The sequence below is a fragment of the Vibrio sp. QJM3NY_39 genome (assembly GCF_057785895.1).
The window spans coordinates 2,140,778-2,165,901 of the sequence record NZ_CM173505.1; the positions used below are offsets into that span (position 1 = coordinate 2,140,778).

At 44.3% G+C, this 25,124-nt stretch carries 17 protein-coding genes and 1 pseudogene; 10 read left to right on the plus strand and 8 right to left on the minus strand.

The window, feature by feature from the left end; all coding sequences use genetic code 11:
• Positions 1-43: 43 nt before the first annotated feature.
• The gene (locus AC3CHU_RS09575) at positions 44-2,422 is read right to left on the minus strand and encodes a helicase-related protein (RefSeq protein ID WP_488524431.1); all 2,379 of its coding nucleotides are present in this window, start codon (positions 2,420-2,422) and stop codon (positions 44-46) included.
• A gap of 184 nt (positions 2,423-2,606) precedes the next feature.
• Between AC3CHU_RS09575 and AC3CHU_RS09580 the strand changes: the two genes are divergently transcribed.
• The 4 genes and pseudogenes from AC3CHU_RS09580 (at position 2,607) to AC3CHU_RS09595 (ending at position 9,161) form a co-directional block, all read left to right on the plus strand.
• Entirely contained in the window at positions 2,607-4,295 is a 1,689-nt protein-coding gene (locus AC3CHU_RS09580; RefSeq protein WP_004733414.1) for an NAD-dependent malic enzyme, read from the plus strand.
• A gap of 213 nt (positions 4,296-4,508) precedes the next feature.
• The gene (locus AC3CHU_RS09585; protein WP_488524348.1) at positions 4,509-5,702 is read left to right on the plus strand and encodes an ISL3 family transposase; all 1,194 of its coding nucleotides are present in this window, start codon (positions 4,509-4,511) and stop codon (positions 5,700-5,702) included.
• A 4-nt stretch (positions 5,703-5,706) separates the two neighbouring features.
• Positions 5,707-7,203 (plus strand): annotated as a pseudogene (locus AC3CHU_RS09590) (molybdopterin dinucleotide binding domain-containing protein); the annotation flags it as partial.
• 323 nt (positions 7,204-7,526) lie between these two features.
• On the plus strand, positions 7,527-9,161 hold the full coding sequence (locus AC3CHU_RS09595; RefSeq protein ID WP_171314644.1) for a methyl-accepting chemotaxis protein: 1,635 nt from the start codon (positions 7,527-7,529) through the stop codon (positions 9,159-9,161).
• Between the two features lie 107 nt (positions 9,162-9,268).
• Here the strand turns inward: AC3CHU_RS09595 and AC3CHU_RS09600 are convergent, their stop codons facing one another.
• Positions 9,269-10,759 (minus strand): SulP family inorganic anion transporter, encoded by a 1,491-nt coding sequence (locus tag AC3CHU_RS09600; protein ID WP_488524432.1) that lies wholly within the window; start codon positions 10,757-10,759, stop codon positions 9,269-9,271.
• A gap of 737 nt (positions 10,760-11,496) precedes the next feature.
• On the opposite strand from AC3CHU_RS09600, the gene asnS reads away from it, so the two are divergent.
• Positions 11,497-12,897 (plus strand): asparagine--tRNA ligase, encoded by a 1,401-nt coding sequence (gene asnS / locus AC3CHU_RS09605; RefSeq protein ID WP_004734710.1) that lies wholly within the window; start codon positions 11,497-11,499, stop codon positions 12,895-12,897.
• 146 nt (positions 12,898-13,043) lie between these two features.
• Here asnS and AC3CHU_RS09610 read toward each other — a convergent pair whose 3' ends face one another.
• The 4 genes from AC3CHU_RS09610 to AC3CHU_RS09625 form a co-directional block, all read right to left on the minus strand.
• Positions 13,044-14,204: a trypsin-like serine peptidase gene (locus AC3CHU_RS09610; protein ID WP_428786383.1), complete on the minus strand. Its 1,161-nt coding sequence runs from the start codon at positions 14,202-14,204 to the stop codon at positions 13,044-13,046.
• A gap of 1 nt (position 14,205) precedes the next feature.
• Complete coding sequence (locus AC3CHU_RS09615) at positions 14,206-14,883, minus strand: hypothetical protein (RefSeq protein WP_488525487.1); 678 nt, start codon at positions 14,881-14,883, stop codon at positions 14,206-14,208.
• A 407-nt stretch (positions 14,884-15,290) separates the two neighbouring features.
• Positions 15,291-15,497, minus strand: a complete 207-nt coding sequence (locus AC3CHU_RS09620) for a hypothetical protein (RefSeq protein WP_004734707.1) — start codon at positions 15,495-15,497, stop codon at positions 15,291-15,293.
• A 127-nt stretch (positions 15,498-15,624) separates the two neighbouring features.
• Positions 15,625-17,028: an aminotransferase-like domain-containing protein gene (locus tag AC3CHU_RS09625; protein WP_237290628.1), complete on the minus strand. Its 1,404-nt coding sequence runs from the start codon at positions 17,026-17,028 to the stop codon at positions 15,625-15,627.
• 220 nt (positions 17,029-17,248) lie between these two features.
• Between AC3CHU_RS09625 and AC3CHU_RS09630 the strand changes: the two genes are divergently transcribed.
• The 3 genes from AC3CHU_RS09630 (at position 17,249) to AC3CHU_RS09640 (ending at position 20,778) form a co-directional block, all read left to right on the plus strand.
• A complete protein-coding gene (locus AC3CHU_RS09630) occupies positions 17,249-17,548 on the plus strand; it encodes a hypothetical protein (RefSeq protein WP_004734705.1) in 300 nt (99 codons plus the stop codon).
• Positions 17,549-17,882: 334 nt separating this feature from the next.
• The gene (locus AC3CHU_RS09635) at positions 17,883-19,385 is read left to right on the plus strand and encodes an HD-GYP domain-containing protein (RefSeq protein WP_488524433.1); all 1,503 of its coding nucleotides are present in this window, start codon (positions 17,883-17,885) and stop codon (positions 19,383-19,385) included.
• Between the two features lie 202 nt (positions 19,386-19,587).
• A complete protein-coding gene (locus AC3CHU_RS09640) occupies positions 19,588-20,778 on the plus strand; it encodes an amino acid aminotransferase (protein ID WP_488524434.1) in 1,191 nt (396 codons plus the stop codon).
• 111 nt (positions 20,779-20,889) lie between these two features.
• Here AC3CHU_RS09640 and AC3CHU_RS09645 read toward each other — a convergent pair whose 3' ends face one another.
• A complete protein-coding gene (locus tag AC3CHU_RS09645) occupies positions 20,890-21,531 on the minus strand; it encodes an outer membrane beta-barrel protein (RefSeq protein WP_237299399.1) in 642 nt (213 codons plus the stop codon).
• A 150-nt stretch (positions 21,532-21,681) separates the two neighbouring features.
• Between AC3CHU_RS09645 and AC3CHU_RS09650 the strand changes: the two genes are divergently transcribed.
• A complete protein-coding gene (locus tag AC3CHU_RS09650; protein WP_004734701.1) occupies positions 21,682-23,571 on the plus strand; it encodes a DUF294 nucleotidyltransferase-like domain-containing protein in 1,890 nt (629 codons plus the stop codon).
• Positions 23,572-23,576: 5 nt separating this feature from the next.
• On the plus strand, positions 23,577-24,293 hold the full coding sequence (locus AC3CHU_RS09655) for a 3'-5' exonuclease (RefSeq protein WP_237290631.1): 717 nt from the start codon (positions 23,577-23,579) through the stop codon (positions 24,291-24,293).
• A 125-nt stretch (positions 24,294-24,418) separates the two neighbouring features.
• On the opposite strand, the gene AC3CHU_RS09660 is transcribed toward AC3CHU_RS09655, so the two are convergent.
• Positions 24,419-25,111 (minus strand): MOSC domain-containing protein, encoded by a 693-nt coding sequence (locus tag AC3CHU_RS09660; protein ID WP_237290632.1) that lies wholly within the window; start codon positions 25,109-25,111, stop codon positions 24,419-24,421.
• Between the last annotated feature and the right edge of the window lie 13 nt (positions 25,112-25,124).

Genomic DNA, 25,124 nt, shown 5'->3' on the forward strand with positions numbered 1-25,124 from the left:
ATGCACCTATTTGATTAATATTTTAGAGATAAAAGTTATCTATCTATTTTATATCAATAATCCGGCTCGCTTTTTTGTACTGAATACGCCAACCAGACCATGTTGGCAGCTCCCAACGTTTTGGCGATAACTTTCGGCTACCCGATTGATAGTGAACGTAAATCAGCTTTCGCGCGGGCAAATATTCTACATCGAGTTGCAAGTCGGCAAGGCTCAATGCAAACGGGTATTTTTCCGAAAACTCTGAATAAAGCCATTCTGGGATACCATCAAATGGAATGTCTGAATGTTCAAACATTTCTAGCTCGCTGACATCGGTAACCCCTAACACCTCAAGCTGTTGTATAAACCATAGTTCAAAGCTAAGTTGCTCGATCTCAGGAGTATATTTTGTTTGTTCATCGAACCCAAGTTTTACATACAACTGCCAGTGTCTGATTTCTTGAGTACGAACCTTTGCAAAACCGGGAAGCTGGACGCCTTTTAACACAAGATCGACGATTGGCTTCAATGATAACTGACCTTCAGCGGCGACCAATCTAGTGGCAATCGTTCGACCTGCATACACCAATACCATCTCAGTAAAGACGCCATCATCGTTCACAACCGTTTCACCTTGCTGCCACTCACCTAGCTCTTCTTCAACGACAAGCTCAAGAGAAATAGGCGCGGTAGTTGTGGCCAACGTCAATGTCTGCTTAACGCCTCTTCCCGGCAAACTATGGGTATCAAGCACCAACATCGCTTGTGCATTGTCCGGGAAACGATTCTGACGGCCGAGTACTACCTCTAACACTCCATTGGCAAAAGCTTCTTTCCTCTTCAGTCGGCGCACAAACACCAGCTCAGGATGAAGGTTCACAATAGTCTTAAACAGTTCAATACGTTGGAAACGTGACGCGACTTCTAGCTGAGGAAGTTCAAACACCTCACGCATTTGCTTAGCCAATCCTTGTGCTTCATTCAATGCCTGCTGGTCGATTTCTAAATGCGGATAATCGCGACCACGAACAATCTGAATTAACAGGCTTAGATCACACCCTTCTTTCTCTTGTTGAGCCAGCGCTTCAAGATGTTCTGCATTGTTTGGTAATTGGTACAAGCGAGCAGGAACGGACAGCGCGGCAGTGAGATCGACCATCGCCTCTTTTAATGCTTTGGTTTTGATTCGAGTAACAATATCGGCATACAAAGCGTCAATTGGCAGCGGGTAAAGTTTCTTTCCATGCTCGGTAATTTGATGGTCGGTATTAATCGCCTCCATCGTGAGCAAGGTTTGAGTCGCGCTGTTTAATGACTTCTCAGGAATAGGATCAAGGAAAGGCAAGCTCTCAAGCGGAGCACCACAACATGCCGCGGCCAACATAGGTTCAGTAAGCTCTTCACGCTGCAATTCAGGTGGTGTGACTAACTCTAACGCCGCATGTTCGCCATATAGACGAACACAAATGCCATCCATCACCCTACCCGCGCGGCCAGCTCGTTGTTTGGCACTCGCTCGTGATATGGATTTAAGCATCAGTGTGGTTCTTCCGTTTCGTTGAACGGTGCGTCTTTCTAATCCTGAATCTATCACCACGCCAATATCAGGTATGGTGAGGGAAGTTTCAGCAACATTAGTAGCAAGAATGACCTTTCTCAGGCCATTACCTTCAGTATTGATATTACGACCCGATAACGCTAAATCTCGTTCTTTTTCACTGACCGAAGCATGCAACTTCACCACTTGGATATCTGGATTCTTTGCCAAGGCTTGTTCACATTGCACGATCTCTTTTTTACCCGGCAGGAAAACCAAGATATCGCCATGTGAAGCGATCAGTTGATGATTCACTTCTTCAGCAATGCGTTGCTCTAGATATCGAATATCGGGCAATGCTCTTGATTCATTCGCCCTGTGTTCAATAGCAACTTGATAAGTTCGGCCTTCACAGCTAATTCGATTCGCCCCCAAGTAATGAGCAAGACGCTCCCCTTCAATAGTTGCTGAAGTGATCACCAAGCGATGGCTCTCTTTTTGTTTGAGAATCGCCACCAGCAGATCAATGTCCCAGCGCCTCTCGTGAAACTCATCCACCACGATCACATCGAAACCGGCTAGTCCATCTTCTGACAACCAACGCAACGCAATACCGGGAGTCACAAAAACAATATTGGTTTGCTCGTTGTACTTCGACTCAAGCTTAATCGCATAACCAACCTTACCACCAAGCTTCTCACCCGACTGCTGTGCTAGGTAATTAGCGAGTGACATACACGCGATTCGCCTTGGCTCCACCACGAGCACTCGCCCATGCTGAGAGGCCCAAATAGGTAGGCGTGTTGATTTGCCCGATCCCGTTTCTGCTTCTACTACGAGATGAGAATTTGAGATTTGTTCATGGAATGTATTTTGATAAGCATCGATGGGAAGTTGTGACATAAAAAGGAAGAGTCGCAAAAAAGTGTGAGCGAAGTATAACGAATTATGGCGTTCGAATTCGATAAGTGTGGGACAGAAGTAAGAATATCATTTTGTTTGCAAAGATCGGAGGGAAACTATTTACAATTGAATAACTAAACCGTTATCATTTTTCAGTTACTCTTTCTCCCATATTAGGCATCCAATGAACAACGATAAACGCCCTCTATATATTCCTTATGCAGGTCCTGCTCTACTAAGTACTCCTCTTCTAAACAAAGGCAGCGCATTCTCTGCAGAAGAGCGAAGCTCTTTTAACCTTGAAGGCTTGTTACCGGAAACAACCGAAACAATCCAAGAGCAAGTTGGACGTGCATATAAGCAGTACTGCAACTTCGAAAGCGATATGGATAAACATATCTACCTTCGTAACATCCAAGATACAAATGAAACGCTATTTTATCGTTTAGTTCAAAACCACATCTCTGAAATGATGCCTATCATTTACACGCCAACGGTTGGCGCAGCATGTGAGAACTTCTCAAATATTTACCGTCGTGGCCGTGGTCTGTTTATCTCATACCCGAACCGCGATCGTATCGATGACCTACTGAACAATGCGACAAACCACAACGTTAAAGTTATCGTGGTTACGGATGGTGAGCGTATTCTTGGTTTGGGAGACCAAGGTATCGGTGGCATGGGTATTCCAATTGGTAAGCTAGCACTGTACACAGCTTGTGGCGGTATCAGCCCAGCTTACATGCTACCTATCGTGCTCGATGTGGGTACAAACAACCCTCAACGTCTTGCAGACCCAATGTACATGGGCTGGCGTCACCCTCGTATCACAGGTGCTGACTACGATGCATTCGTTGAAGAGTTCATCCAAGCGGTTCAACGCCGCTGGCCTGATGCATTAGTTCAGTTCGAAGATTTCGCACAAAAGAACGCAATGCCACTGCTTGAGCGTTACAAAGATCGCCTCTGTTGTTTCAACGATGACATCCAAGGCACAGCAGCCGTAACGGTTGGTTCTCTACTTGCAGCATGTAAAGCAGCAAACAGCAAACTTTCAGATCAACGCATCACCTTCTTAGGTGCGGGTTCTGCAGGTTGTGGTATTGCTGAAGCTATCATTGCTCAAATGGTGTCTGAAGGTATCAGCGATGCACAAGCACGCTCTCAAGTTTACATGGTTGACCGTTGGGGTCTGCTACAGGAAGGCATGCAAAACCTGCTTGATTTCCAACAGCGTCTCGTTCAAACCAACGAAAACACCAAAGACTGGGAAAGCGACGGCACTGGTTTCTCTCTACTAGACGTTGTTCGCCACGCGAAACCAACAGTATTAGTTGGTGTATCTGGTGCTCCAGGTCTGTTCAGCAAAGAAGTCATCAAAGAGATGAACCTACACTGTGAACGCCCTATCGTGTTCCCACTGTCTAACCCAACAAGCCGTGTTGAAGCAACTCCAAACGACATTATTCGTTGGACTGATGGCCAAGCACTGGTTGCGACAGGTAGCCCGTTTGAGCCAGTAACTCATAACGGCACCACTTACCCAATCGCTCAATGTAACAACAGCTACATCTTCCCAGGTATTGGCCTTGGTGTATTGGCTGTGAATGCTTCACGTATCACTGATGAAATGCTGATGGAATCAAGCCGTGCGCTTGCTACGTGTTCTCCACTTGCTATCAATGGTTCAGGTGCGCTACTTCCACCATTGGAAGAGATTCACACCGTATCTAAGAAGATTGCTCTTGCCGTTGGTAAAAAAGCGATTGAACAAGGTGTTGCACTAGAGATCACTGAAGAAGCTCTTCAACAAGCGATTGACCAGCACTTCTGGCAGCCGGTTTACCGTCGCTACAAGCGTACTGCATTCTAATAAAGCGTGCTGCGCTCTCAATAAAGCGTACTGCGCTTGGAATAATGCGTACTGCGCTTGGAATAAAGAGCGTTAACGACTCTTACAAGAGCCTCTGCAACTGCAGGGGCTTTTTTTTGGTTCATCGCGGATTAGCGGGAACTAAAAACAAAAACGGTAGTAAGTGATATGGTTTAGTCGCCAAACAAAAATCATACACAAACTACCGTTTCTATGCCGAATCATACTTTCCTATCTTCATTCTGGGAAGGCTTTCAAATAGTAAAGTCTCTCCAGACTGCATCACTTATTACCCTGACTCTTAAACCTAGCTCTGAGGCTAAATGCCTTTGTGGTCTTGAGGCCGAGGCTATCCATGAGTATCAATGGCGTCACGTAAAGGATGCCATGTTGCTCGGTGTGCCTGTTGAACTTTCCGTTCAAACTCGAAGGATTAAGTGTCGTGACTGCGGCATAAAAACAGAATCTCTCTCTTGGTTAGAGCCTTATGCTCGTATAACAAAGCGCCTAAAAAGCTATATAGAACAACTGCTACCCCTGCTTCCCATTAAGCATATATCCCAAATTACGGGCGTTCATTGGCACACCATTAAAGAAATAGATAAACGCCGACTTCGACAAGTGGTGCCGCCAGTGAAATGGGGTGAGCTAAAGCAGCTCGTGATGGATGAGTTCGCCATCTTTAAAGGGCATCGATATGCCACCGTCATCGCTGATGCGAAGACTCATCAAGTCATTTGGGTTGGATTAGGCCGCAGCCGCAAGGACATACGGCCGTTCTTCGAGCAGCTAGGCGAGAATGGGGTAAATATCGAAGCAGTAGCGATGGACATGAATACGGCTTTTGACCTTGAAGTTCAAGCGCACTGCCCGAACGCAAAAATCGTTTACGACTTATTCCATGTTGTTGCTAAGTTCGGTCGCGAGGTGATGGATAGAGTCAGAGTCGACCAAGCCAACAAACTCAAGCAAGATAAAAAAGCGAGGCAATGGGTGAAGCGCTCACGGTGGGTACTGCTGAAAAATAGAGGCAACTTAAATACACGTCAAGATAGCTATCTTACTGAAATATTGAATATCAATAAGGACTTAATGACCACTTATATACTCGGAGCCCAACTCAAAGAGCTTTGGTATTGTGAATCCGAAGGGCACGCGAAGGGGCTCTGGGACACGTGGTGGGAACAAGTGCAAGAGAGTGGAATTAAGCCATTGAAAGAGTTCGCACGAAAACTGAGTCCTTATCTTCACGGCATTATCGCATCGGCAAGTTATCCGTTGAACACCTGCACACTGGAAGGGATAAACAACAAGATAAAGTTAATCAAGCGAATGGGGTATGGGTATCGAGATACAGACTACTTCTTCTTGAAGATAAAAGCGGCTTTCCCCGGAAAGCCGCGATGAACCTTATTTAAGACCAGCATTAGGTGGCGATATGGCGGTCTTTCGTGGGATGGCTAAGTATTTACTGCAATGGGAACGTGATGCGCTCGCAACCGAAGGAAAAGCCATATTTGATCGTAAATTCATCAGCGAACACACCACAGGTATTGATGAATACTTAGCAGAAGTTGATGCGACAACATGGGAGCATATCGCTGAACAATCAGGGTTAGCTTTAAGCGAAATAGAAATGGTCGCAGACATGTACCGCCGTTCAGAAAAGGTGATCATGTGTTGGGCTATGGGGCTAACACAACATCGTCATTCAGTACAAACCATCAAAGAAGTAGCCAATGTGCAATTGTTGCGCGGCAACGTCGGTAAGCCAGGTGCTGGGCTATCACCAGTTAGGGGGCATAGTAATGTCCAAGGCGATCGTACAATGGGCATCGATGAAAAACCGTCAAACCAATTTCTTGATAGCATAGAACGCCGCTTTAACTTCAATGCCCCGCGAGATGTAGGCCACAACACCATACAAGCGATTAAAGCGATGGAGGAAAAACGCTCGAAAGTCTTTATTGGTTTAGGTGGTAATTTTGCGCAAGCCACACCCGATACTCCTCGCACGCATCTGGCGATGAAAAATTGTGACCTAACCGTTCATATTTCAACCAAACTCAATCGCTCTCACCTTGTTACCGGTCAAGATGCCTTGATTTTGCCATGTTTGGGGCGCACGGAAATCGATACACAAGCTAATGGGCCACAAGGCATCACCGTCGAAGATACCTTCAGCATGGTTCACATCTCTTACGGACAGCTCGAACCTCGATCAGAGCATTTACGTTCTGAACCAGCCATTGTCGCGGGTATTGCCAATGCCACACTGGGCAGCCATCCAATCGATTGGAATTGGGTCATTCAAGATTATGGGCATATTCGAGACCTCATTGCAGATACGATTCCGGGCTTTACTGACTTCAATCAGAAACTGGAAAATCCGGGTGGATTTCATTTAGTCAATCCTGCCGCAAATCGTCAATGGAACACCCTCAGCGGCAAAGCGCAATTTGGCTCCAATGAACTACCAAAACAACTGATTAATGAAGCGGTGTTGCAAGGTGGTAATAAACCCGATTTGATCTTGCAAACCATGCGTTCCCATGACCAATACAACACCACGCTATATGGCTTGAATGATCGGTACCGCGGTGTCTTTGGTATGCGCGAAGTTTTGTTTATCAATGAAGCTGATATATTGAAGCTCGGTTTTGAACCGGGTGACAAGGTCGATATGGTGTCGCTTTGGGAAGATGGTGTAACGAGAAAAGTGAAAGGGTTTACCCTGGTAGCTTATGACGTTCCACAGGGTCAGGCGGCGGCTTACTATCCTGAAACCAACCCTTTGGTTCCTCTAGACAGCTATGGTGAACGAACCTTTACTCCGACCTCAAAATTTATTGCCATCAGATTAGAGAAATCAACCTCTGACGCCATTCCCCTTTCAACCGTCAGCTAACTGTCAATCGACAACTGAAAGTAAAAGTAAAAATCCACCTGTTTTGGCAGGTGGATTTTAATATTGACGCTTGGCCAGTATAAAGACAGCCCGCTGAATATGTTTATTCAAGTCATGTACGTTTATTTGGGCTTTTCATACCCTTCAAATTTAACGATAAACTCCCTTTCATTCGCCCAAAGAACATCATCACAAACTCGCTACATCACAGAAACATAACCACAACCGGAGTGTGGTCACACAATCGGTTATACCTCATAGGTGGTAGAGTCTCTTACACGTAAAGTATGCGCGTCATTATAATTAATAAAAACAAACACCTTATGCGCTCAACAATCACCTTTAAAATCCTAGTGGCCCTCGCCATTGTGTTCACTTTTCTATTAGCAATATCGACCTACTTTCAATATTCGCAGCAAAAGCAACTTGTAAACTCAGTGTTAAGTGAGCAGCTTCACGATAAAGCGAGCAACTATTTCGATAGCCTCAATATGATGATGCTCACTGGCACCATGGCACAAAAAGAGACCCTTCGTCAGAAAGCCTTAGCTCAAGAAGGCATTGAAAATGTTCGTGTATTGCGTGCTGATGCGGTAAGTAAGTTATACGGGCCTGGCAATGACAACCAAACACCTGTGGATGATATTGATAAACGAGCGCTAGCGGGTGAAACCGTTATCGAACCCTTTTCAGCCGATTGGGGAAAAGGCTTGGTTATTGCTCTGCCAATGAAGTCGAGCGAGAACTATCGCGGCACCAATTGTGTGGCATGTCATATGGCGCCAGAAGGGGAAGTATTAGGTGCAATTCGACTTGAATATAACCTTAGCCATGTGAACTCGCTGATCAATACTCAAACGATGACAGCGATCGGTATCATGGCGGTGATCTCCTTTGCCGGATTCGTTCTTACTATGGGATTGATTCGCAAGATAATCGTCCGCCCGCTTCAACAAACCTCTCGCTTTATGACCCAAGTCAGCAGTGATAAAAACCTATCAACTCGGCTGCCAGAGCAAAGCAAGGATGAAATTGGCACGCTTGCTAACTCCATCAACTCGTTCATGGGCACCGTTTCCTACAGCTTAGAGAAGGTACAAGACACCTCGCACAAACTGAATGCGTCTGCCAACCAACTGACCAGTGTTGCACAAATTACCGAGCAAGCCGCCAGCGATCAACAAAACGAAACCGCTGAAGTACAAAACAATATCGAAGGGATACAGGCGCAGCAAGTCAATGTAGAACAAGCCACTTTAACCGCTTCAGAGCTCATCAATCATACCGCTGATGTGGCCTGTAAAAGTGCTAACCAAGCACATGATGCAAGTAGTGAGATAAAGAACCTAGTCAGCAGCATAGAAGAAGTGAAACACAAGATACTGACACTCAATGAGCAAACCGGAGAGGTTTCTTCAATATTGAGTGTGATTCGTGGCATTGCCGACCAAACCAATCTTCTAGCCTTAAATGCAGCGATTGAAGCTGCTCGCGCAGGCGAACAAGGCCGTGGTTTCGCTGTGGTTGCTGATGAAGTTCGTAATCTTGCATCACGAACGGCTGAAGCGACAGGCAGTATTGAATCGATTATCCATCAGTTCCAACAAGGTAGCGAAGAGTCGTTAACTTCGGCCGACCGTGTTTGCGAACAAGCACATCAAAGCTCAACAGATATCGACGCTCTGTCCGTTGAAATGAATGGTGTCGTTGAAGAAATGAAACAAGTGCTGGCTCATGCGAAAAATATTCAACAACAGACGCAATCCACTACACACGCAACTGAAGATGTTCAACAAAAAGTTGAAACCATCACTTCTCACGCCGACAACACATCGCAGTCTGCGGCTGAGACTCGTGGAATCAGTAATGATTTAGAAGAGCTGTCTGATCACCTTGAATCTCTTATCAACCAATTCACCTTATCGAACTCAAACACCAACGATAAAGGTCAGTCATAGGTCGTTAGAACTCCCAGACCGACATCAACAAAAAAAGCGCTCAAAGATGAGCGCTTTATCTTCATAACAATGTCTAGTTCAGGCTTTCAAAATACCTTAAACCATGATTAATGCGTAATGGAAACCGCGGTTAAATCTTTATGCTTGTGGTACATCGCGTGTTTGAATATCAGATTCGCACTCACGGTATCCATTCCTGCGACCTCTACATAAGCGCCTTTTTTACGGAACTTAAACACGACCTTATCAAGCGCCTCAACCGACGTGTTATCTAGGAACGACGCATCCGATATATCGATCGTCACTAAAGACGTGGCGTTGTCATAATCAAATAGATCGACAAAGGCATCCGAAGAAGCAAAGAAGACATGGCCTTTTACTCGATGAGTGGTGTGCAGTTCGTTGGTCACGACCTCATCGGATATAAAGACCATCGACTTGCTAGCATGCGCATAAAATAGAGCCGATAGCACCACGCCAACCGCAACACCTATTGCGAGATTGTGAGTAAACACCACCACCGCCACGGTTGCTAGCATGGTTACGTTAGTTGGGAGTGTGTGGTCTTTAAGCTCAACAACGGAACGCCATGAAAACGTGCCGATTGAAACCATGATCATCACAGACACTAAAGCGGCCATCGGTATCAGCTTCAACCAATCAGAAACAAACACCACCATCAACAACAAGACAACACCTGCAATTAAGCTTGATAACCTCGTCAAACCGCCAGATTTGATATTGATTATCGACTGGCCGATCATCGCACACCCCGCCATGCCACCAAATAAAGAGGCCACGATATTCGCTACACCCTGCCCTTTGCATTCATTGTTTTTATTACTTTCTGTATCAGTCAGATCATCGACGATCGTCGCTGTCATTAAGGACTCTAATAAGCCTACGAGGGACAGAGCAATAGAATAAGGAAGTATGGTCGCCAGCGTATCAAACGTGAATGGAATATTAGGAATCAAAAATACCGGGAGTGAATCGGGAAGCTTACCCATATCGCCAATTGTTCTGACATCCAAACCAAGGAGCAGACTGACGATAGTAAGTACTACGATGGCAATCAATGGAGACGGTATCGCACTGCCTAATTTAGGGAAATAAGGAAGCAGATAAATAATGGCTAAACCAAGAGCGACTAACAGGTAAACGCTTGATGGCACATTGATGAGTTCGGGGAGTTGCGCCATGAAGATAAGAATCGCGAGTGCGTTAACAAAACCCGTTATGACTGATTTTGAAACAAAGTTCATTAAGTTACCCAGCTTGAGATAACCCGCGGCAATTTGAATCACGCCAGCAAGGAATGAAGCGGCGAGTAGATATTCTAGCCCGTGGTCTTTAACTAAAGTAACCATTAACAGCGCCATTGCGCCTGTTGCTCCGGAGATCATTCCCGGACGACTTCCAACCAAAGCGGTGACGACACAAATACAGAAAGATGCGTATAACCCTACTTTTGGATCTACGCCTGCGATAATTGAAAATGCGATAGCTTCAGGGATCAATGCAAGTGCAACGACAATCCCAGATAATGAATCTCCTTTAACATTTGATAACCAGTGTTTTTTTAAATAATTAAGCATGTAATTCTCTTTTACTTATACAGTCATCCCTGCCTTGTTGAGACATAATTTGATCGACTGTTTTTCTTGAATGAGCGAGCGCTCGAAAAGTGCGGGTGTAGAGAGAATGCAGGGGCTAAGGCGGCGTAATTAACACGTGAATATTAAACTCCTCTGGTTTGTGATTGGTTTGCTATTGATCAAGTAAGCTCAAGCCGATTAATAATAGGCACTAAGGTAAACAGTAAAAATTAAGCTAGCGAGTAAACATTAGACTAGATCGTAAGTATCAAGTTGGATCGTAAGCATTGAGCTATCTTGAGCCGCGCCAATATAAAGTGAGTCTTGATGCAATCACACATTCATTATTGCAAACAAAGATTCCAAACCTATATCAGCTCGTCAACGGTTACGGCTATTCATTAAAACGGTTACTGCTATTCACTAAAACCGTTACTAACCTAGTTTAATAACCTAACTTCGGCATGACGTTTATAAACGTCTAACGGCAATTACACCGCATGAAATCGAACAAAAAAACAACCCTTAGTGGTTTTTATTGTCTGTAGACACAATATTTCTTTCGTCGAGCAAGAATAAAGGTTGAAGCTGTCCGTATGACAGGTAATATGTTCAATCGATTTAAAAAGTTTATACAACTCAATGTTTCGGCTAATTATTGTGCAAATGTCTATTTATTTGTATTAATGCCAGTAACTTTGAGCTGAATTTGTCCCTCAATGGAGAATGAAACCAACATGACTTACGCGCCTGTAACAGACGTACTTGGCGGCAAGCTAGCGGTAGACAGTGAAGTAACTGTTCGCGGCTGGATCCGTTCACGTCGTGATTCCAAAGCTGGAATCTCTTTCCTTGCCATTTATGACGGCTCTTGTTTCGACCCGATTCAGGCCGTGGTTCCTAATAATCTTAATAATTACGAAGACGAAGTATTAAAGCTAACAACTGGCTGCTCTGTTGAAGTAACGGGTAAGATTGTTGAGTCTCCTGCGAAAGGTCAAGACTTCGAACTAGCAGCAACTGACGTTAAAGTTGTAGGCTGGGTTGAAGACGCTGACACTTATCCAATGGCTAAGACACGTCACTCTATCGAATACCTTCGTGAAGTTGCTCACCTACGCCCACGTACAAACGTGATCGGCGCAGTAGCACGTGTACGTAACTGTTTATCTCAAGCGATTCACCGTTTCTACCACGAGCAAGGCTTTTTCTGGACTTCAGCTCCGCTTATCACTGCATCTGATGCAGAAGGCGCTGGTGAAATGTTCCGCGTATCTACGCTAGACATGGAAAACCTACCTCGCACTGACGAAGGCAAAGTTGATTTCAACGAAGATTTCTTCGGTAAAGAGACTTTCCTAACTGTATCTGGCCAACTTAATGCTGAAGCTTACGCTTGTGCACTAAGCAAGGTTTACACGTTCGGTCCTACGTTCCGTGCTGAAAACTCAAACACAAGCCGCCACCTAGCTGAGTTCTGGATGGTTGAGCCTGAAGTTGCGTTTGCAGACCTTGACGATGTAGCGAAACTGGCTGAAGACATGCTTAAGTACGTTTTTGCTGCTGTTCTTGAAGAGCGCCGCGACGACCTTGAGTTCTTCGCTTCTCGCATCGACAAAGAAGCAATCACTCGTCTAGAGCAATTTGTAGACGCTGATTTCGCACAAGTTGACTACACTGACGCAATCCAAATCCTACTAGACTCTGGTAAGAAGTTTGAATTTGACGTTGAGTGGGGCATCGACATGTCTTCTGAGCATGAGCGTTACCTAGCTGAAGAGCACTTTAAAGCTCCTGTTATCGTTAAGAACTACCCGAAAGACATCAAAGCTTTCTACATGCGCTTAAACGACGACGGTAAAACAGTTGCAGCAATGGACGTACTTGCACCAGGCATCGGTGAAATCATCGGTGGTGCACAACGTGAAGAACGTCTAGACATTCTAGACGAGCGCATGATTGGCATGGGTATCGACCCAGAACACATGAGCTGGTACCGCGACCTACGTAAATACGGCACCGTGCCACACGCAGGCTTCGGTCTTGGCTTCGAGCGTCTAGTATCTTACGTAACAGGTATGGGCAACGTTCGTGACGTGATTCCATTCCCACGTACGCCACGCTCTGCTAACTTCTAATCTCAGCTTTCTTCTTTCAGAGAAGTCAGTATAGATAGATAAAAACCTCCGTATATACGGAGGTTTTTTTATACGCGCTCATTTATAAGGGCATGTTCATAAGCGCCATTGATAAGCGCCTACTGATAAAAGCTTAACTGCTCAATCTACTCGACAGTACGAACCAAAAAGTGATCTAAAAGTATCTTCTCGCCCGTCTGTTCTAGCGGCTTAAATTCAATCACCATCTGATCACCCTTTTGCTCAAAAGCATTCACTTTAAAGAATAAACTATCCTTATCCGCCCTAATGTTATGAGCAACCTGACGACCATTTACAAACACATCAAAAGCGGGCGCTTTTGGGTTTGCAGGAATGACAGTTTCAAAAGTGTACGTTTCACCTTCTTGCGCATAAGCGGTGTTGTAAATACCGCCATCCTTCGTCCAATAAGTACCATTAAAGTCCATACTTCCAGCTTTCCAGTAGCTGTAAAAGGCATGAAGATCTTCGATACTGTTCTGGGTCGTTGGCGTCCATCTTACGTCACCAAGATTTACTGGCTTCGAGTAACTAAACCCATGCGTTCTCATATCCTTGTTTAAGGAATCTAATCTCCCCAAAACATCATCAAAGGTATCTTGCCAACCAAGCTCGCCATAATATTGAAGGCCAATTTCTCCAATAATGTAAAACTCGTCGTCTCGTTCAATCGTAATGCCTGAACCTGAGTCGCCATGGATGATCAGCCACTGCAAATCACTTTGAGGCATGATCACCGGGTTATATTTATATTCAGCTAACCATTTCTTATCTGTGTCATTGTACTTAACAAATTTCTTTCCGCCATTACGGCCGTTGTAGTTGCCAAAGCCAACGCTATTTACTTCATAAACCTCTGAATGATCGAACATCCCTTTCTCTGGTAACTTCGCAGGTTTAATACCGGTTATTGGCGTGTCTAAGCGCACCAGAGCGAAATCATAAATGCCATCGGTAAATTCATACTCCCCCCACTCACCATCAGGGTCAGTAGTCGCACGTGATGTATGAATAACGTTGTACTTACCGTTCTCATCTTTTTCATAAGAAGAACAAGTTACTGCATTTTCATACCCTTCACTTTTAGAGCCTGATACGTGATTTGCCGTTATCACCCAGTAAGGGTCAATCAACGTTGCCGAGCCTGCATTCATATGACATGCAAAATCGAATTGAGTTTGTAGAGCGAACGTTTTGTGTTGAGTGACCGAACGATCCATTTTTCCGAGACCCGCGTGCGCAGAAAAAGTCGCTACAATTGCTGATGCTAGAATGATTCTTTTCATGTTACTCAACCTCTCTCAACTGGATAGCCTCAATAGCGTGATAGCCTTGTCTCGATTCAAAATCAAACTGCCTATATTGGCGTGAATATGAGATTTCAACGATGTCATCTGGAGATTGGGTTTCAAAGGTGACGATGTTTTTTACACTGGTCATGTGAAAGGAAATATCATTTTTGATAGTGTTACATTGCTTTTTAATACACGCCGTCACATTGGCAGAAGACAGCCAGTTGTGCGTGTACAGTTCAACAGAAAAACGCCCTTGTTTCCCCGGTTTAACATGAAAATCAAAACCACCAGCACCTTGAATTAGACCAGCAAAAGATAGTTCCTGTTTATAATCGTTAGAGTCACCGCCTTGCCAGTAATAACGATTGCCAAAGGCGTTTTTACTATCTGAATTAATGATCTGATTTAATTCACCACTCACGGTTACATCGCTTATCAGATCAATATTTTCTTTCTCAACTCTTTGATGATCACCATACAAAAATGCCCAATCCAAACCATTTAGATCCACCTCTCTTGCGTAACGATACTTTCCCTCATCAAGCTCATAGCCGATAAATTCACTGGTAATAGACAGTCTATTAGTACCAACTTCCGAAAAATTGCTTAGTCGATTTAAATCAACATCGAGTTCGCTTGCTGAAGCATTAGTGGCTATCAAAGCCAACATGCACAGGTTTGTTTTTGTATATTTCAATCTCATAATCCCGCACCTCAATTAGTCATAACCAATTGTAATAAATGGGGAATTTAAACCTGTAAGGTACTGTAAGCCTTTAACTGGGTCACTTTTATCGCACAGCGACCAATAATTGACGTGAATGTATAACAATGAAAGGTAGGCTCTGGTTATTTCCTAGCACAACCAATAAGCCAAGTTTTTGACTAAAGGTGATGCATATTCCAAATAATCACCATTTCGCGCTTACACAGACTTACAAAGCCTGTGGCATTAAAGTATGAGATAGCCTTCAGAGCTCAGGTTTGATGCCATTATTCAAAAATTCAGGTTATTTGAAACGAAAAAGCCCTGCCAAATTCTGGCAGGGCTTAAAATAATTCGACTGGATAATCGGCTTAATCTACATCTTGGTCGATAGCGTATTTTATCGCGAGACCGCAGATTGCCATCATAACGAACGGGATAGCCGCAGTTGTGTATTCCGCCCAAGCCATATCAGCGAAGGCTTTTGCCAGCAATACGTGGCCGAGAATAAGCAGAAGCGCACACACAATCGCGACGATAATCAGCTTAACTTCATTTCCCATAGTCATTTTCAACATAACGGTATCTCCAATATTTGGTCTAACTGTATTGAATCACAACTCTTTGTTGTACAAGGCGTACAGTTGCGCCAGAAACAATCCGTACAGTTGAAATCATGGTCTGTTTTATGAGTGACTTAAGGTTTTACGAATGCGTAAGTTGATGTGCCAGTTTGCCAAGCAAGATTAGTGCTTGTTCTTTCTCTTCTGTGAGTTCATAAGAGAAGTTCAATCTGATCGCGTTATCTACTCTGCCCTGCTCACTAAACAGATCGCCTGAAGCGACACTGATCCCCTGAGCAATCGCTAGTTGGTAAAATTGTTGACTGTCGAATTTGGTGGAAAGACGAATCCATATGAAGTATCCACCAGCCGGTTCTTCAATCTCGACGGAATGCGGGAAGTACTGCTTGATGACCTCAATGAATCGCTCTTTTCTCACTAGAAGATTTTTACGCAATTTACGAAGATGATTGTCATAGCTTTCATGCGTTAAAAAGTGTGCGACACCAAGCTGAACAGGCGCACTGCTTGATAACGTAGAAAGGAGCTGAAGCTTTTGAATGGCATCGTTGAAACGAGTATTAACAACCCACCCCACACGATAACCTGGGCATAAACTTTTTGAATACGAACCACAAAGCAGAACAGAATCGGTCTTATCGAAGGCTTTTAGTGGCTTGGGCTTATGCCCTTCGAAGTAGAGGTCACCATATACGTCATCTTCAATAATGTAGGTTTCGTGTTGTTCTGCAATCTCAACCACACGGCGCTTCGCTTCTTCAGACAAACTTGTCCCTGTCGGGTTTTGAAACGTCGTCATCAACCAACACGCTTTTACATCTTGGTTTTGTAGTGCGCTTTCAAACTGCTCAATATTCAATCCATTGATTGGACAAACATCCACTTCGATAGGATTGAGTCCTAACCTCTCTACGGCCTGTAAAGCACCATAGAAAGCAGGAGATTCAATCACAACATTATCACCCGACTTAGTAACCGTTTGCAGGCTTAAGTTAAGCGCTTCCATTGCGCCAGAGGTAATCACGATATCTTGATGGTTAACCGTAATGCCTTGTTGCAGGTAACGCTGCGCGATTTGTCTTCTTAAGGACTCACTGCCCGGTGGCAGATTATTAATGACACTCGCGCCAGTCATTTTTCTGCCAGCACTCGCGAGATTTCGGGTCAAGGTAGGTAAAGGAAACAGATCAGGGTCTGGGAATGCTGAGCCAAAAGGAATCACACCTTCTGCGGAACTCGACTTCAAAAAGTCGAATAAGCGATCATTAATGGCTTTCTTTTGGTGTACTAACGGCAGTTCATAATCAACGCCGTCCACACGTGGTGCAACAAAGTAGCCCGACTGAGGCTTAGCGATGATCCACCCTTCGCTTTCTAACAATTGGTAGGCTTGTAAGACAGTACTATTACTGACGTTGTAATTTCGACAACTCATGCGTACCGAAGGGATCTTCTCTCCGGATCGCCAAGTGTTATTAGCGATCTGAGTTCGAATATCCTTTGCAAGCTCTTCATAACGCGCCATCTAATTGTACTACCTAGATAAATTCTAATAAGCCGAGGATTTTATCACTAACGTTAACAACTATTGCTGCTATCCATATGATTGGACCTAATTTCTATAATAGTGTGAATTGGTTCACAGATAACTTTGTATGCTTTGCTAAGTTTGTAACCAAGGCGGGAGCCAAGTTCGCTCTACGCCTCTATAATTTGATGTAACCCAAAAAACATGCGAGATAACAATGAAAAAAATAGAAGCAGACCAGTTAAGTTATAAAGGAGAGTCAAACGGTGTTCATAGTTGGACAACACCGAGTGGCCAGCCATATTACTGGCACCCAGATTGGCTACATATCGCTGAAGATGCAACAGGCTCACATCCAAAGCAGAAGATCGACGTCGATCAAGACCAAGCACCAACTGAGAAACACGCGGTGTCTGCTATTCTGAAACACCTTAACCAATGGGCATCAGACAAACTAGCATCTCACCCTGAGATTGAAACAGGTTCTATCGAAGCTGAAATCAACCTGAAAAAGTAATTGTTTTAAAGTAGATAGCGAACTCAATCACTCGCGATTCCACTCAAGTATACCGACTGAATAGCCTCTAATCTTAACGAGGCTATTCAAGTATCTTCATAGTAATGCTGCAATAACCCCCACCTAGCTAACAAATCACTAACACAAACCAGTTTCTTGTATCATTCAGCGAAAGCTATCGATAGAATTTCTGGTCCTATTTACGCAAGTCATTCAAGTTATGTATATTTCAAAGCAAGCAATGCGTCTTGCAAAGTAAAATATGCGTACTTAAAAGTCGTGAATCTAGTAAGAATTATACAGACCAGAAACGAAACTGAACAAAGGCTTATCGATGGATACATCAAACTATAATCAATCGCTAACAACCCAGCTATATGCCATCGCTGGTGTGCTTTTTGGCACCTATGGCAGTCGGGTATGCCCTATGCTCGACACCTTAACGACGTTAGAAATTTTCACTCAAGTGAGTGTCGTTTTTGCCTTAGTCTGGTTTGTGCGCCATTACCTATTAGCCCGCCATGCTTTAGTTAAACAAGGTCGGTTTGCGCAGCTCGACACCTTGTTGTTTTTTGCTGCTAGTGTCCCTTTTGCGCTTTATTACAACTTAAGTTATGACTTCACCATCGATAGCAATTTAAAAGTGCTCTTTGGAATGACGTTATTTGGCTTCTTTACTGGAAGCATTCTTCAGTTGAAAGCTAAACTTGCGCAAATGGACAAAATGGAACATTCTGGGCAGTTTGACTTCCAACTGATTGGCGAACGAAGTTCATTAGTTAAACAAATGGTCGGTTTAGTCATCGTACTTCTGGTTACACTGACCACCATGCTGACGATGATTGCAGTTAAAGACATCTTCTGGTTAGAGCACAACCCTGAACGCTTGTTGGATGGCACAGGCAAGATCAGCGTGATTAAAGAGTTCATTTATTTGGCAGTAGTTCTGGGTGGATACGCGATAACCATTATGACTTTATGGAGTAAGCTGATTAAGCGAATTCTCCTAAGCCAAGAACACGCATTGAGAAAGGTTACCAGTGGCGAACAAGGCGTTCGCTTACCTATTTTCGGCTACAATGAGCTGGGTTCAATGGCATCAATGACCAACATCATGCTTGATAGCCTCGAAACGGCACAAAACGAAGTCAAAACTACCCGTGACGTTGCAATTGTAAGCCTGTCTGCACTCGCAGAATCTCGAGACAATGAAACTGGCGCCCATATTCTAAGAACCCAAGAATACGTTAAGGTACTCGCACAAGAACTCAGCAAATCTGAAACGCACTCTACTTTGTTAACACCAAATTATATCGAGTTGCTTTATAAGTCGGCTCCCCTGCATGACGTCGGCAAGGTGGGTATCCCTGACAATGTTTTACTAAAGCCGGGGAAATTAACCGACGAAGAATTTGAAATAATGAAGGGCCACCCTGCAATTGGCGCTGAAGCCTTGTCTATCGCAGAAAAGCAGTTGGGAAGCTGCTCTTTCTTAAAAGTCGCAAAAGAAATATCACTGACTCACCATGAAAAATGGAATGGCAGCGGTTACCCCAATCAACTGTCTGGAGAAGCGATCCCTTTGTCTGGTCGATTAATGGCATTAGCGGATGTCTATGATGCGCTAATATCGAAACGAGTTTATAAGCCAGCCTTTACTCATGAGCAAGCCAAGCAGATCATCTTAGAGGGCAATGGGACGCATTTTGACCCGCAAGTTGTACTCGCGTTTCTTGCCGTTGAATCGCAATTTGTAGAGATTGCCGCGATCTACAAAGATGGCAAAAATGTTCAGAGCGAACTTGAGCGAGAAAGCTTCATTGCTCAACCTGCATAATCCTGTCAAAAAGCACTAACTTCTTACGCCCTATAGGTTAATCCGTAGGGTGTTTTGTTATCAAATACCCTCTCTAGTCAATTAATCTGATTGAAATGGATTTTTTTTGGTCTTTCTGTTCACTTCGTATTGTCTTAAAAATTTCATACAGGTATAACTACCAATAGATACTATCCCCTCTCAATTGACATGGATGAAGATTATGTTTGAAAAAGTGCTAGCTGCTCCCGCCGACCCTATCCTCGGCCTTACTGAAGAGTTTAAAAAAGACTCTCGCGCAGAAAAAATCAACCTTGGTGTTGGTATTTACAAAAATGAAGATGGTCAAACGCCTGTTCTTAAAACAGTAAAGAAAGCAGAAGCTTCACTTCTTGAAAACGAAAAAACCAAATCTTACCTAACAATTGAAGGTACAGCTGAATACGGCCTAGCGGTTCAGAAACTTCTTTTCGGTTCAGACGCAGAGATCGTAACGTCTCAACGCGCTAAAACAGCACAAGCTCCAGGTGGTACAGGTGCACTTCGCGTAGCGGGCGAATTCATCAAGCGCCAACTAGGCGACGCAAAAATCTGGATCAGTAACCCAACTTGGGCTAACCACAACGGCGTTTTCGCTGCTGCAGGTATCGAAACAGCTCAATACAGCTACTACAACGCTGAAACAAAAGACAAAGACTTCGCTGGTATGGTGGCTGACCTAGAGAAAGCATCTGCAGGCGATATCGTTCTTCTTCACGGTTGCTGTCATAACCCAACAGGTATCGACCCAACAACTGACGAGTGGGAAGTGCTGGCTAAACTGGTTGCTGAGAAGAAACTGCTACCTCTATTCGATTTTGCTTACCAAGGTTTTGCAAAAGGCGTTGAAGAAGATGCAGCTGGTCTACGTATTTTTGCTCAATACAACAATGAGATCCTTGTTGCTAGCTCATTCTCTAAGAACTTCGGCTTGTACAACGAGCGTGTGGGCGCATTTACTCTAGTTGCAGAATCTGCAGGCGTAGCAACGACAGCGTTCTCTCAAGTTAAGAGCATCATCCGCTCTATCTACTCTAACCCACCAGCGCACGGTAGTGCTGTAGTAACTCACATCCTTGGTGATGCTGATCTACGTGCTGAATGGGAAGCGGAAGTGGCAGAAATGCGTGACCGTATCCAAGAGATGCGTGAGCTATTCGTAACAACATTGAAATCTGAAGGTGTTGATGCAGACTTTACATTCATCGAGCGCCAAAACGGCATGTTCTCGTTCTCTGGCCTAAGCAAAGAGCAAGTAACTCGCCTGAAAGACGAATTCGCTATCTACATTGTTGGTTCTGGCCGTATCAGTGTTGCTGGCATGACTAAGTCAAACATGGGTCCTCTATGTAAAGGTCTTGCTGCGGTTCTTTAATCGAAAAGCGAAACCTTTATCTGTCGACCTATAGATATGCAAAAGCCAGCGATTAAGCTGGCTTTTTTGTGTCTGTCTCTGTGTACTAACGCTTAGCCTCTGCGTTACTGGTTAGTACTCTAAGAAGAACTCTACACCTAGCTCGTTAGTACGCTCACTACGAATCTTACCTTCGCCATCTCGGTGTTGATAAGAGCCACCAATCGCAAACTTGTTGGTCACCAGATAGCGTAAACCTAGGTGATAGATCTCTTCATCAAACAGGTCACTGCGATTTGCTTGCACACTACCGTTCGCAATCCAGCGTTTGGCGAAGCCATAGTTAAGTTCGGCTTTAATCCCTTGGATAAACTCGGTATCTGAAGACTCAGTTCGGTTGGTATCGTTATCTTCCACCTCCCCCTTAGTGATACCAAGCAGGTAGTAAGCCACTATATCTAAATCTTTCTTAATGCTGTAACGGTAACCAACACCTGGCATAAGCGTATCAATTCGAGTTGTCGTGTCATCCGGGTGAATAAAGCGCGCACTGTAGTCGCCCAACAACAACCAATCATCCGTCATCGCGTAACTGACGCCTAATCCATACGATGAGGCATTATTATTGCCACCTGCATCTTCATTTAAACTGCCCGAATGCGCGGTGGCATATATATGGTCATAATCAAGAATATCCACCGCGTTAGTGTCCGCCCACAAACTTGGAGAAAACATAAAAACTACAGGTACCAAACTAAGCTTCCACTTCGACATTCCTATCATCCTTCAACTGTCACTCCATTAACTGAAAGATTAGTCTATCCATAAGACTTTAAAAAGGTTTTAGCTCACAGATTGATTTGTGCCGGAAAATTATTATCAAATGTTGTACCATGAAATCATACAAACCAATGGATGATCATTATGGATGCTGAGTTATTAGAGATTCAAAACTTTCTGGCACAATACCCCCCTTTCTCTGAACTTCCTGAAGAGATATTGGTGAAAGTGACCAGTAGTGTGGAAATTTCTTATTACCGCCAAGATACCCCTATCATTCACTTTGGTGATCAAATTCATGATCTCTACATCGTTCGAAGTGGCGAAGTTGAAGTCTATCGTCGTAAGGGCGAACTCTATAATCGCCTTGATGAAGGGCATGTGTTTGGACAAATGGGGCTGCTGACCAACAACAAAGTTCGCTTCCCAGTTAAAGCGACCGAAGATACCCTTCTCTACTGCATCCCTGAGCCGATTTTCCAAGAGCTCTACGACAACTATGATTCATTCGCCGACTTTGTCGAGGTGGAAGATAACGCGCGACTTCGCCAAGCAAACTCAGACAGCAACGACGCCAACGATTTATCGACATCTAAGGTCAAAACGCTCTTGACCAGCGAAGCGCCGATGATCGAGAAAACGCGCACTATCCAACAAGCAGCAACCATGATGGCAGAAGACAATGTCTCTTCTCTACTGATCATCGACCCTGATATTGTTGAAGATGATGAAGACGATTCAACACCTGTTATCGGCATCATTACCGACCGAGACTTATGTACTCGCGTTCTAGCCGAAGGCCTTGACCCATCAGATGAAGTATCCAGTGTAATGACACCAGAGGTTATCTCACTCGACCACAATGCCTATGTATATGAAGCAATGATGACTATGCTTCGCTACAACGTGCACCACTTGCCAGTGCTTAAAGATAAGAAACCTATCGGTATTATCGAAGCGACCGATATTGTTCGCTACGAGTCTCAAAACTCGCTGTTATTGGTAAGCAGCATCTTCCAGCAACAAAGCATTGAAGATCTTAAAGTACTTTCTGAACAAGTAAAAGACAGCTTCGTTCGCCTAGTAAACGAAGATGCCAACGCCCACATGGTTGGCACAGCTATGTCGGTAATTGGCCGTAGCTTTAAACAGCGTATTATCGAGCTTGGTGAAGAAAAATTGGGTAAAGCACCCATTCCCTATTGTTTCCTTGCGCTCGGTTCAATGGGGCGCGATGAGCAATTGCTCGTAACAGACCAAGATAATGCCATTATTCTTGATGACACCTACGACGAGAAAAAGCACGGTAAATACTTTGAAGAGTTATCAACCTTCATTTGTGATGGCTTAGATCAGTGTGGCTACGTGTATTGTACTGGTGACATCATGGCCACCAACCCAACGTGGCGTATGACTCGTCGCCAATGGGAAGAGTGCTTTGCCGATTGGATTGATGATCCAAACCCGAAAGCGCTATTGAACGCTTCTATTTTCTTTGATTTAGACGGTGTCTACGGCCGCTTGAAATGGGCGGAACAACTGAACAGCTTTATTGTTCGCCGAGCACGTAAGAACAACCGTTTCTTAGCATGTCTTGCTCGTAATGCGCTTAACCGCACACCGCCACTCGGGTTCTTCAAAGATTTCGTTATGGAAAAAGATGGTCGTCATAACAACTCGATCAACCTTAAACGTCGTGGTACCGCACCACTTGCCGATCTAATTCGTGTTCACTCTTTGGCGGTAGCATCTCGTTCGAAGAACTCATTCGAACGTTTGGATGACATTATCGACGCAGGTATTCTGCCAAAAGGCCGAGCTCAAGATTTGAAAGATGCGATGGAGTTTATCTCCTTAGTTCGTATTCGCCACCAGGCACACGATGTCGACAACAACATAGAACCGGATAACAACATTGAGCCAGAGAACCTATCTGACTTCGAGCGACGCAACCTAAAGGACGCATTCCAAATATTAAGTAATGCGCAGAACTTCCTTAAGTTCCGTTATCAAGCCAGCAATAAGTTTAAGTAGGGCCTATGAACAAACTATTCAGATCACCTGCGGTCGACTGGCCATTTAAGTTTGCTCAAAAGCTGGAACGAGCGAGAGACGAGCGTTTAAAGCAATTTTATAGCCAACCTCTTCCTGTACCTGATACGCCATTATCAGAAGTAACCTTCTTAGCTGTCGACTTTGAGACTACGGGTTTAAACCCAAACAAAGATGGCATCATTACCATTGGCCTTGTCCCGTTTACGCTAAATCGTATTTACTTACGACAAGCCAAACACTGGACACTGAGACCAAAGCAGAAATTAGAAGAAGACTCTGTGGTTATTCATGGCATTACTCACAACGACATCATTGACGCACCAGACCTTAGCGAGGTGTTAGATGAGATATTAGAATCACTGGCGGGTCACATCCCAGTGGTTCATTACCGTCGTATCGAGCGTGATTTCTTGGATAACGCACTGAAAGTGAGATTAGGTGAAGGGATCGAATTTCCAGTCCTCGACACACTCGAGATTGAATCTCAAATCCAGAACAAACTGGCTGGCGGCTTATGGAATAAGCTCAAAGGAAAGAAACCAGCATCAGTAAGGCTTGGTCAGAGTCGCCGTCGGTACCACTTACCCGACTACACGCCGCATCATGCATTAACGGATGCAATTGCAACCGCAGAGTTACTACAAGCGCAGATTGCGCATCATTTTAGCCCTGACATGCCGGTTAAAGATTTCTGGTTATAGCTAGATTTAAATACTGTTTAAATCGTACGTGAAGCGACTAGCCATTAGCCGTTTTACACCTTAATACTCATAACGCTCACATTATCTAAATAGTGAGCGTTTTGTTTTTGCGTATTAGGAAAAGCTTACTTCGCTGTCGGACCAACTAATCGCATTTCCCAATCTTCGACTTTGCCAGTTTCAAGGCGACGATCTATAAGTGCTCCCCAAGATTCGACTAAAGGTAGCTCCGCCAATTCTTTGAGCTCTTGTTTATCCAAACAACCTGTAAACACCGCCCCCATGATGCGAGTTAACGGCCATTCTGGATAAGGTCTTTCACATAGAATGATCTCATCTCCAGCGCCGATATCACCCTCTTCCAATACACGGAAATACCAGCCAGTTCTTAGCGTATCTTGCAGCCTTCTTGCCATATCATTTTGATCGAATCTCACGTTCAGCTTCCAGCACGGCATACGCCCTTGCGAGACTTCCAACAATGTTGAACCAATACGAATCTTATCTTTCAAGCAAATGGAATGCTCCGTGACGCCGCTTGAGCTTAGGTTCTCGCCAAATGCGCCTGCAGATTGAAAGATGATTTTGTCACCTAACTCTTCCTGCCAAACTGGGTAGTGCTCGCTTGGGTAGATATGAAGGGCTTTTTGAATACCACCGTGAAAGCGAGGGTCGCCTTGTTCATCATTGGTAAAACCAAGTTCTGTGGCATGCTGACGCTCAGGTGAAACCTGCTTGTTGATGGCACTATTTGCACCGTGTGCAAAGGCAACAGTTTTACCTACCAATACGCTATTTACTAAGCCTAACTTCTTCATATCTTTCCCTTTT

Excerpts from the sequence above, each read along its gene's own strand:
- AC3CHU_RS09575 (WP_488524431.1), bottom strand. The coding sequence starts at position 2,422 with ATGTCACAACTTCCCATCGATGCTTATCAAAATACATTCCATGAACAA.
- AC3CHU_RS09580 (WP_004733414.1), top strand. The coding sequence starts at position 2,607 with ATGAACAACGATAAACGCCCTCTATATATTCCTTATGCAGGTCCTGCT.
- AC3CHU_RS09585 (WP_488524348.1), top strand. The coding sequence starts at position 4,509 with ATGCCGAATCATACTTTCCTATCTTCATTCTGGGAAGGCTTTCAAATA.
- AC3CHU_RS09595 (WP_171314644.1), top strand. The coding sequence starts at position 7,527 with ATGCGCTCAACAATCACCTTTAAAATCCTAGTGGCCCTCGCCATTGTG.
- AC3CHU_RS09600 (WP_488524432.1), bottom strand. The coding sequence starts at position 10,759 with ATGCTTAATTATTTAAAAAAACACTGGTTATCAAATGTTAAAGGAGAT.
- asnS (WP_004734710.1), top strand. The coding sequence starts at position 11,497 with ATGACTTACGCGCCTGTAACAGACGTACTTGGCGGCAAGCTAGCGGTA.
- AC3CHU_RS09610 (WP_428786383.1), bottom strand. The coding sequence starts at position 14,204 with ATGAAAAGAATCATTCTAGCATCAGCAATTGTAGCGACTTTTTCTGCG.
- AC3CHU_RS09615 (WP_488525487.1), bottom strand. The coding sequence starts at position 14,883 with ATGTTGGCTTTGATAGCCACTAATGCTTCAGCAAGCGAACTCGATGTT.
- AC3CHU_RS09620 (WP_004734707.1), bottom strand. The coding sequence starts at position 15,497 with ATGTTGAAAATGACTATGGGAAATGAAGTTAAGCTGATTATCGTCGCG.
- AC3CHU_RS09625 (WP_237290628.1), bottom strand. The coding sequence starts at position 17,028 with ATGGCGCGTTATGAAGAGCTTGCAAAGGATATTCGAACTCAGATCGCT.
- AC3CHU_RS09630 (WP_004734705.1), top strand. The coding sequence starts at position 17,249 with ATGAAAAAAATAGAAGCAGACCAGTTAAGTTATAAAGGAGAGTCAAAC.
- AC3CHU_RS09635 (WP_488524433.1), top strand. The coding sequence starts at position 17,883 with ATGGATACATCAAACTATAATCAATCGCTAACAACCCAGCTATATGCC.
- AC3CHU_RS09640 (WP_488524434.1), top strand. The coding sequence starts at position 19,588 with ATGTTTGAAAAAGTGCTAGCTGCTCCCGCCGACCCTATCCTCGGCCTT.
- AC3CHU_RS09645 (WP_237299399.1), bottom strand. The coding sequence starts at position 21,531 with ATGTCGAAGTGGAAGCTTAGTTTGGTACCTGTAGTTTTTATGTTTTCT.
- AC3CHU_RS09650 (WP_004734701.1), top strand. The coding sequence starts at position 21,682 with ATGGATGCTGAGTTATTAGAGATTCAAAACTTTCTGGCACAATACCCC.
- AC3CHU_RS09655 (WP_237290631.1), top strand. The coding sequence starts at position 23,577 with ATGAACAAACTATTCAGATCACCTGCGGTCGACTGGCCATTTAAGTTT.
- AC3CHU_RS09660 (WP_237290632.1), bottom strand. The coding sequence starts at position 25,111 with ATGAAGAAGTTAGGCTTAGTAAATAGCGTATTGGTAGGTAAAACTGTT.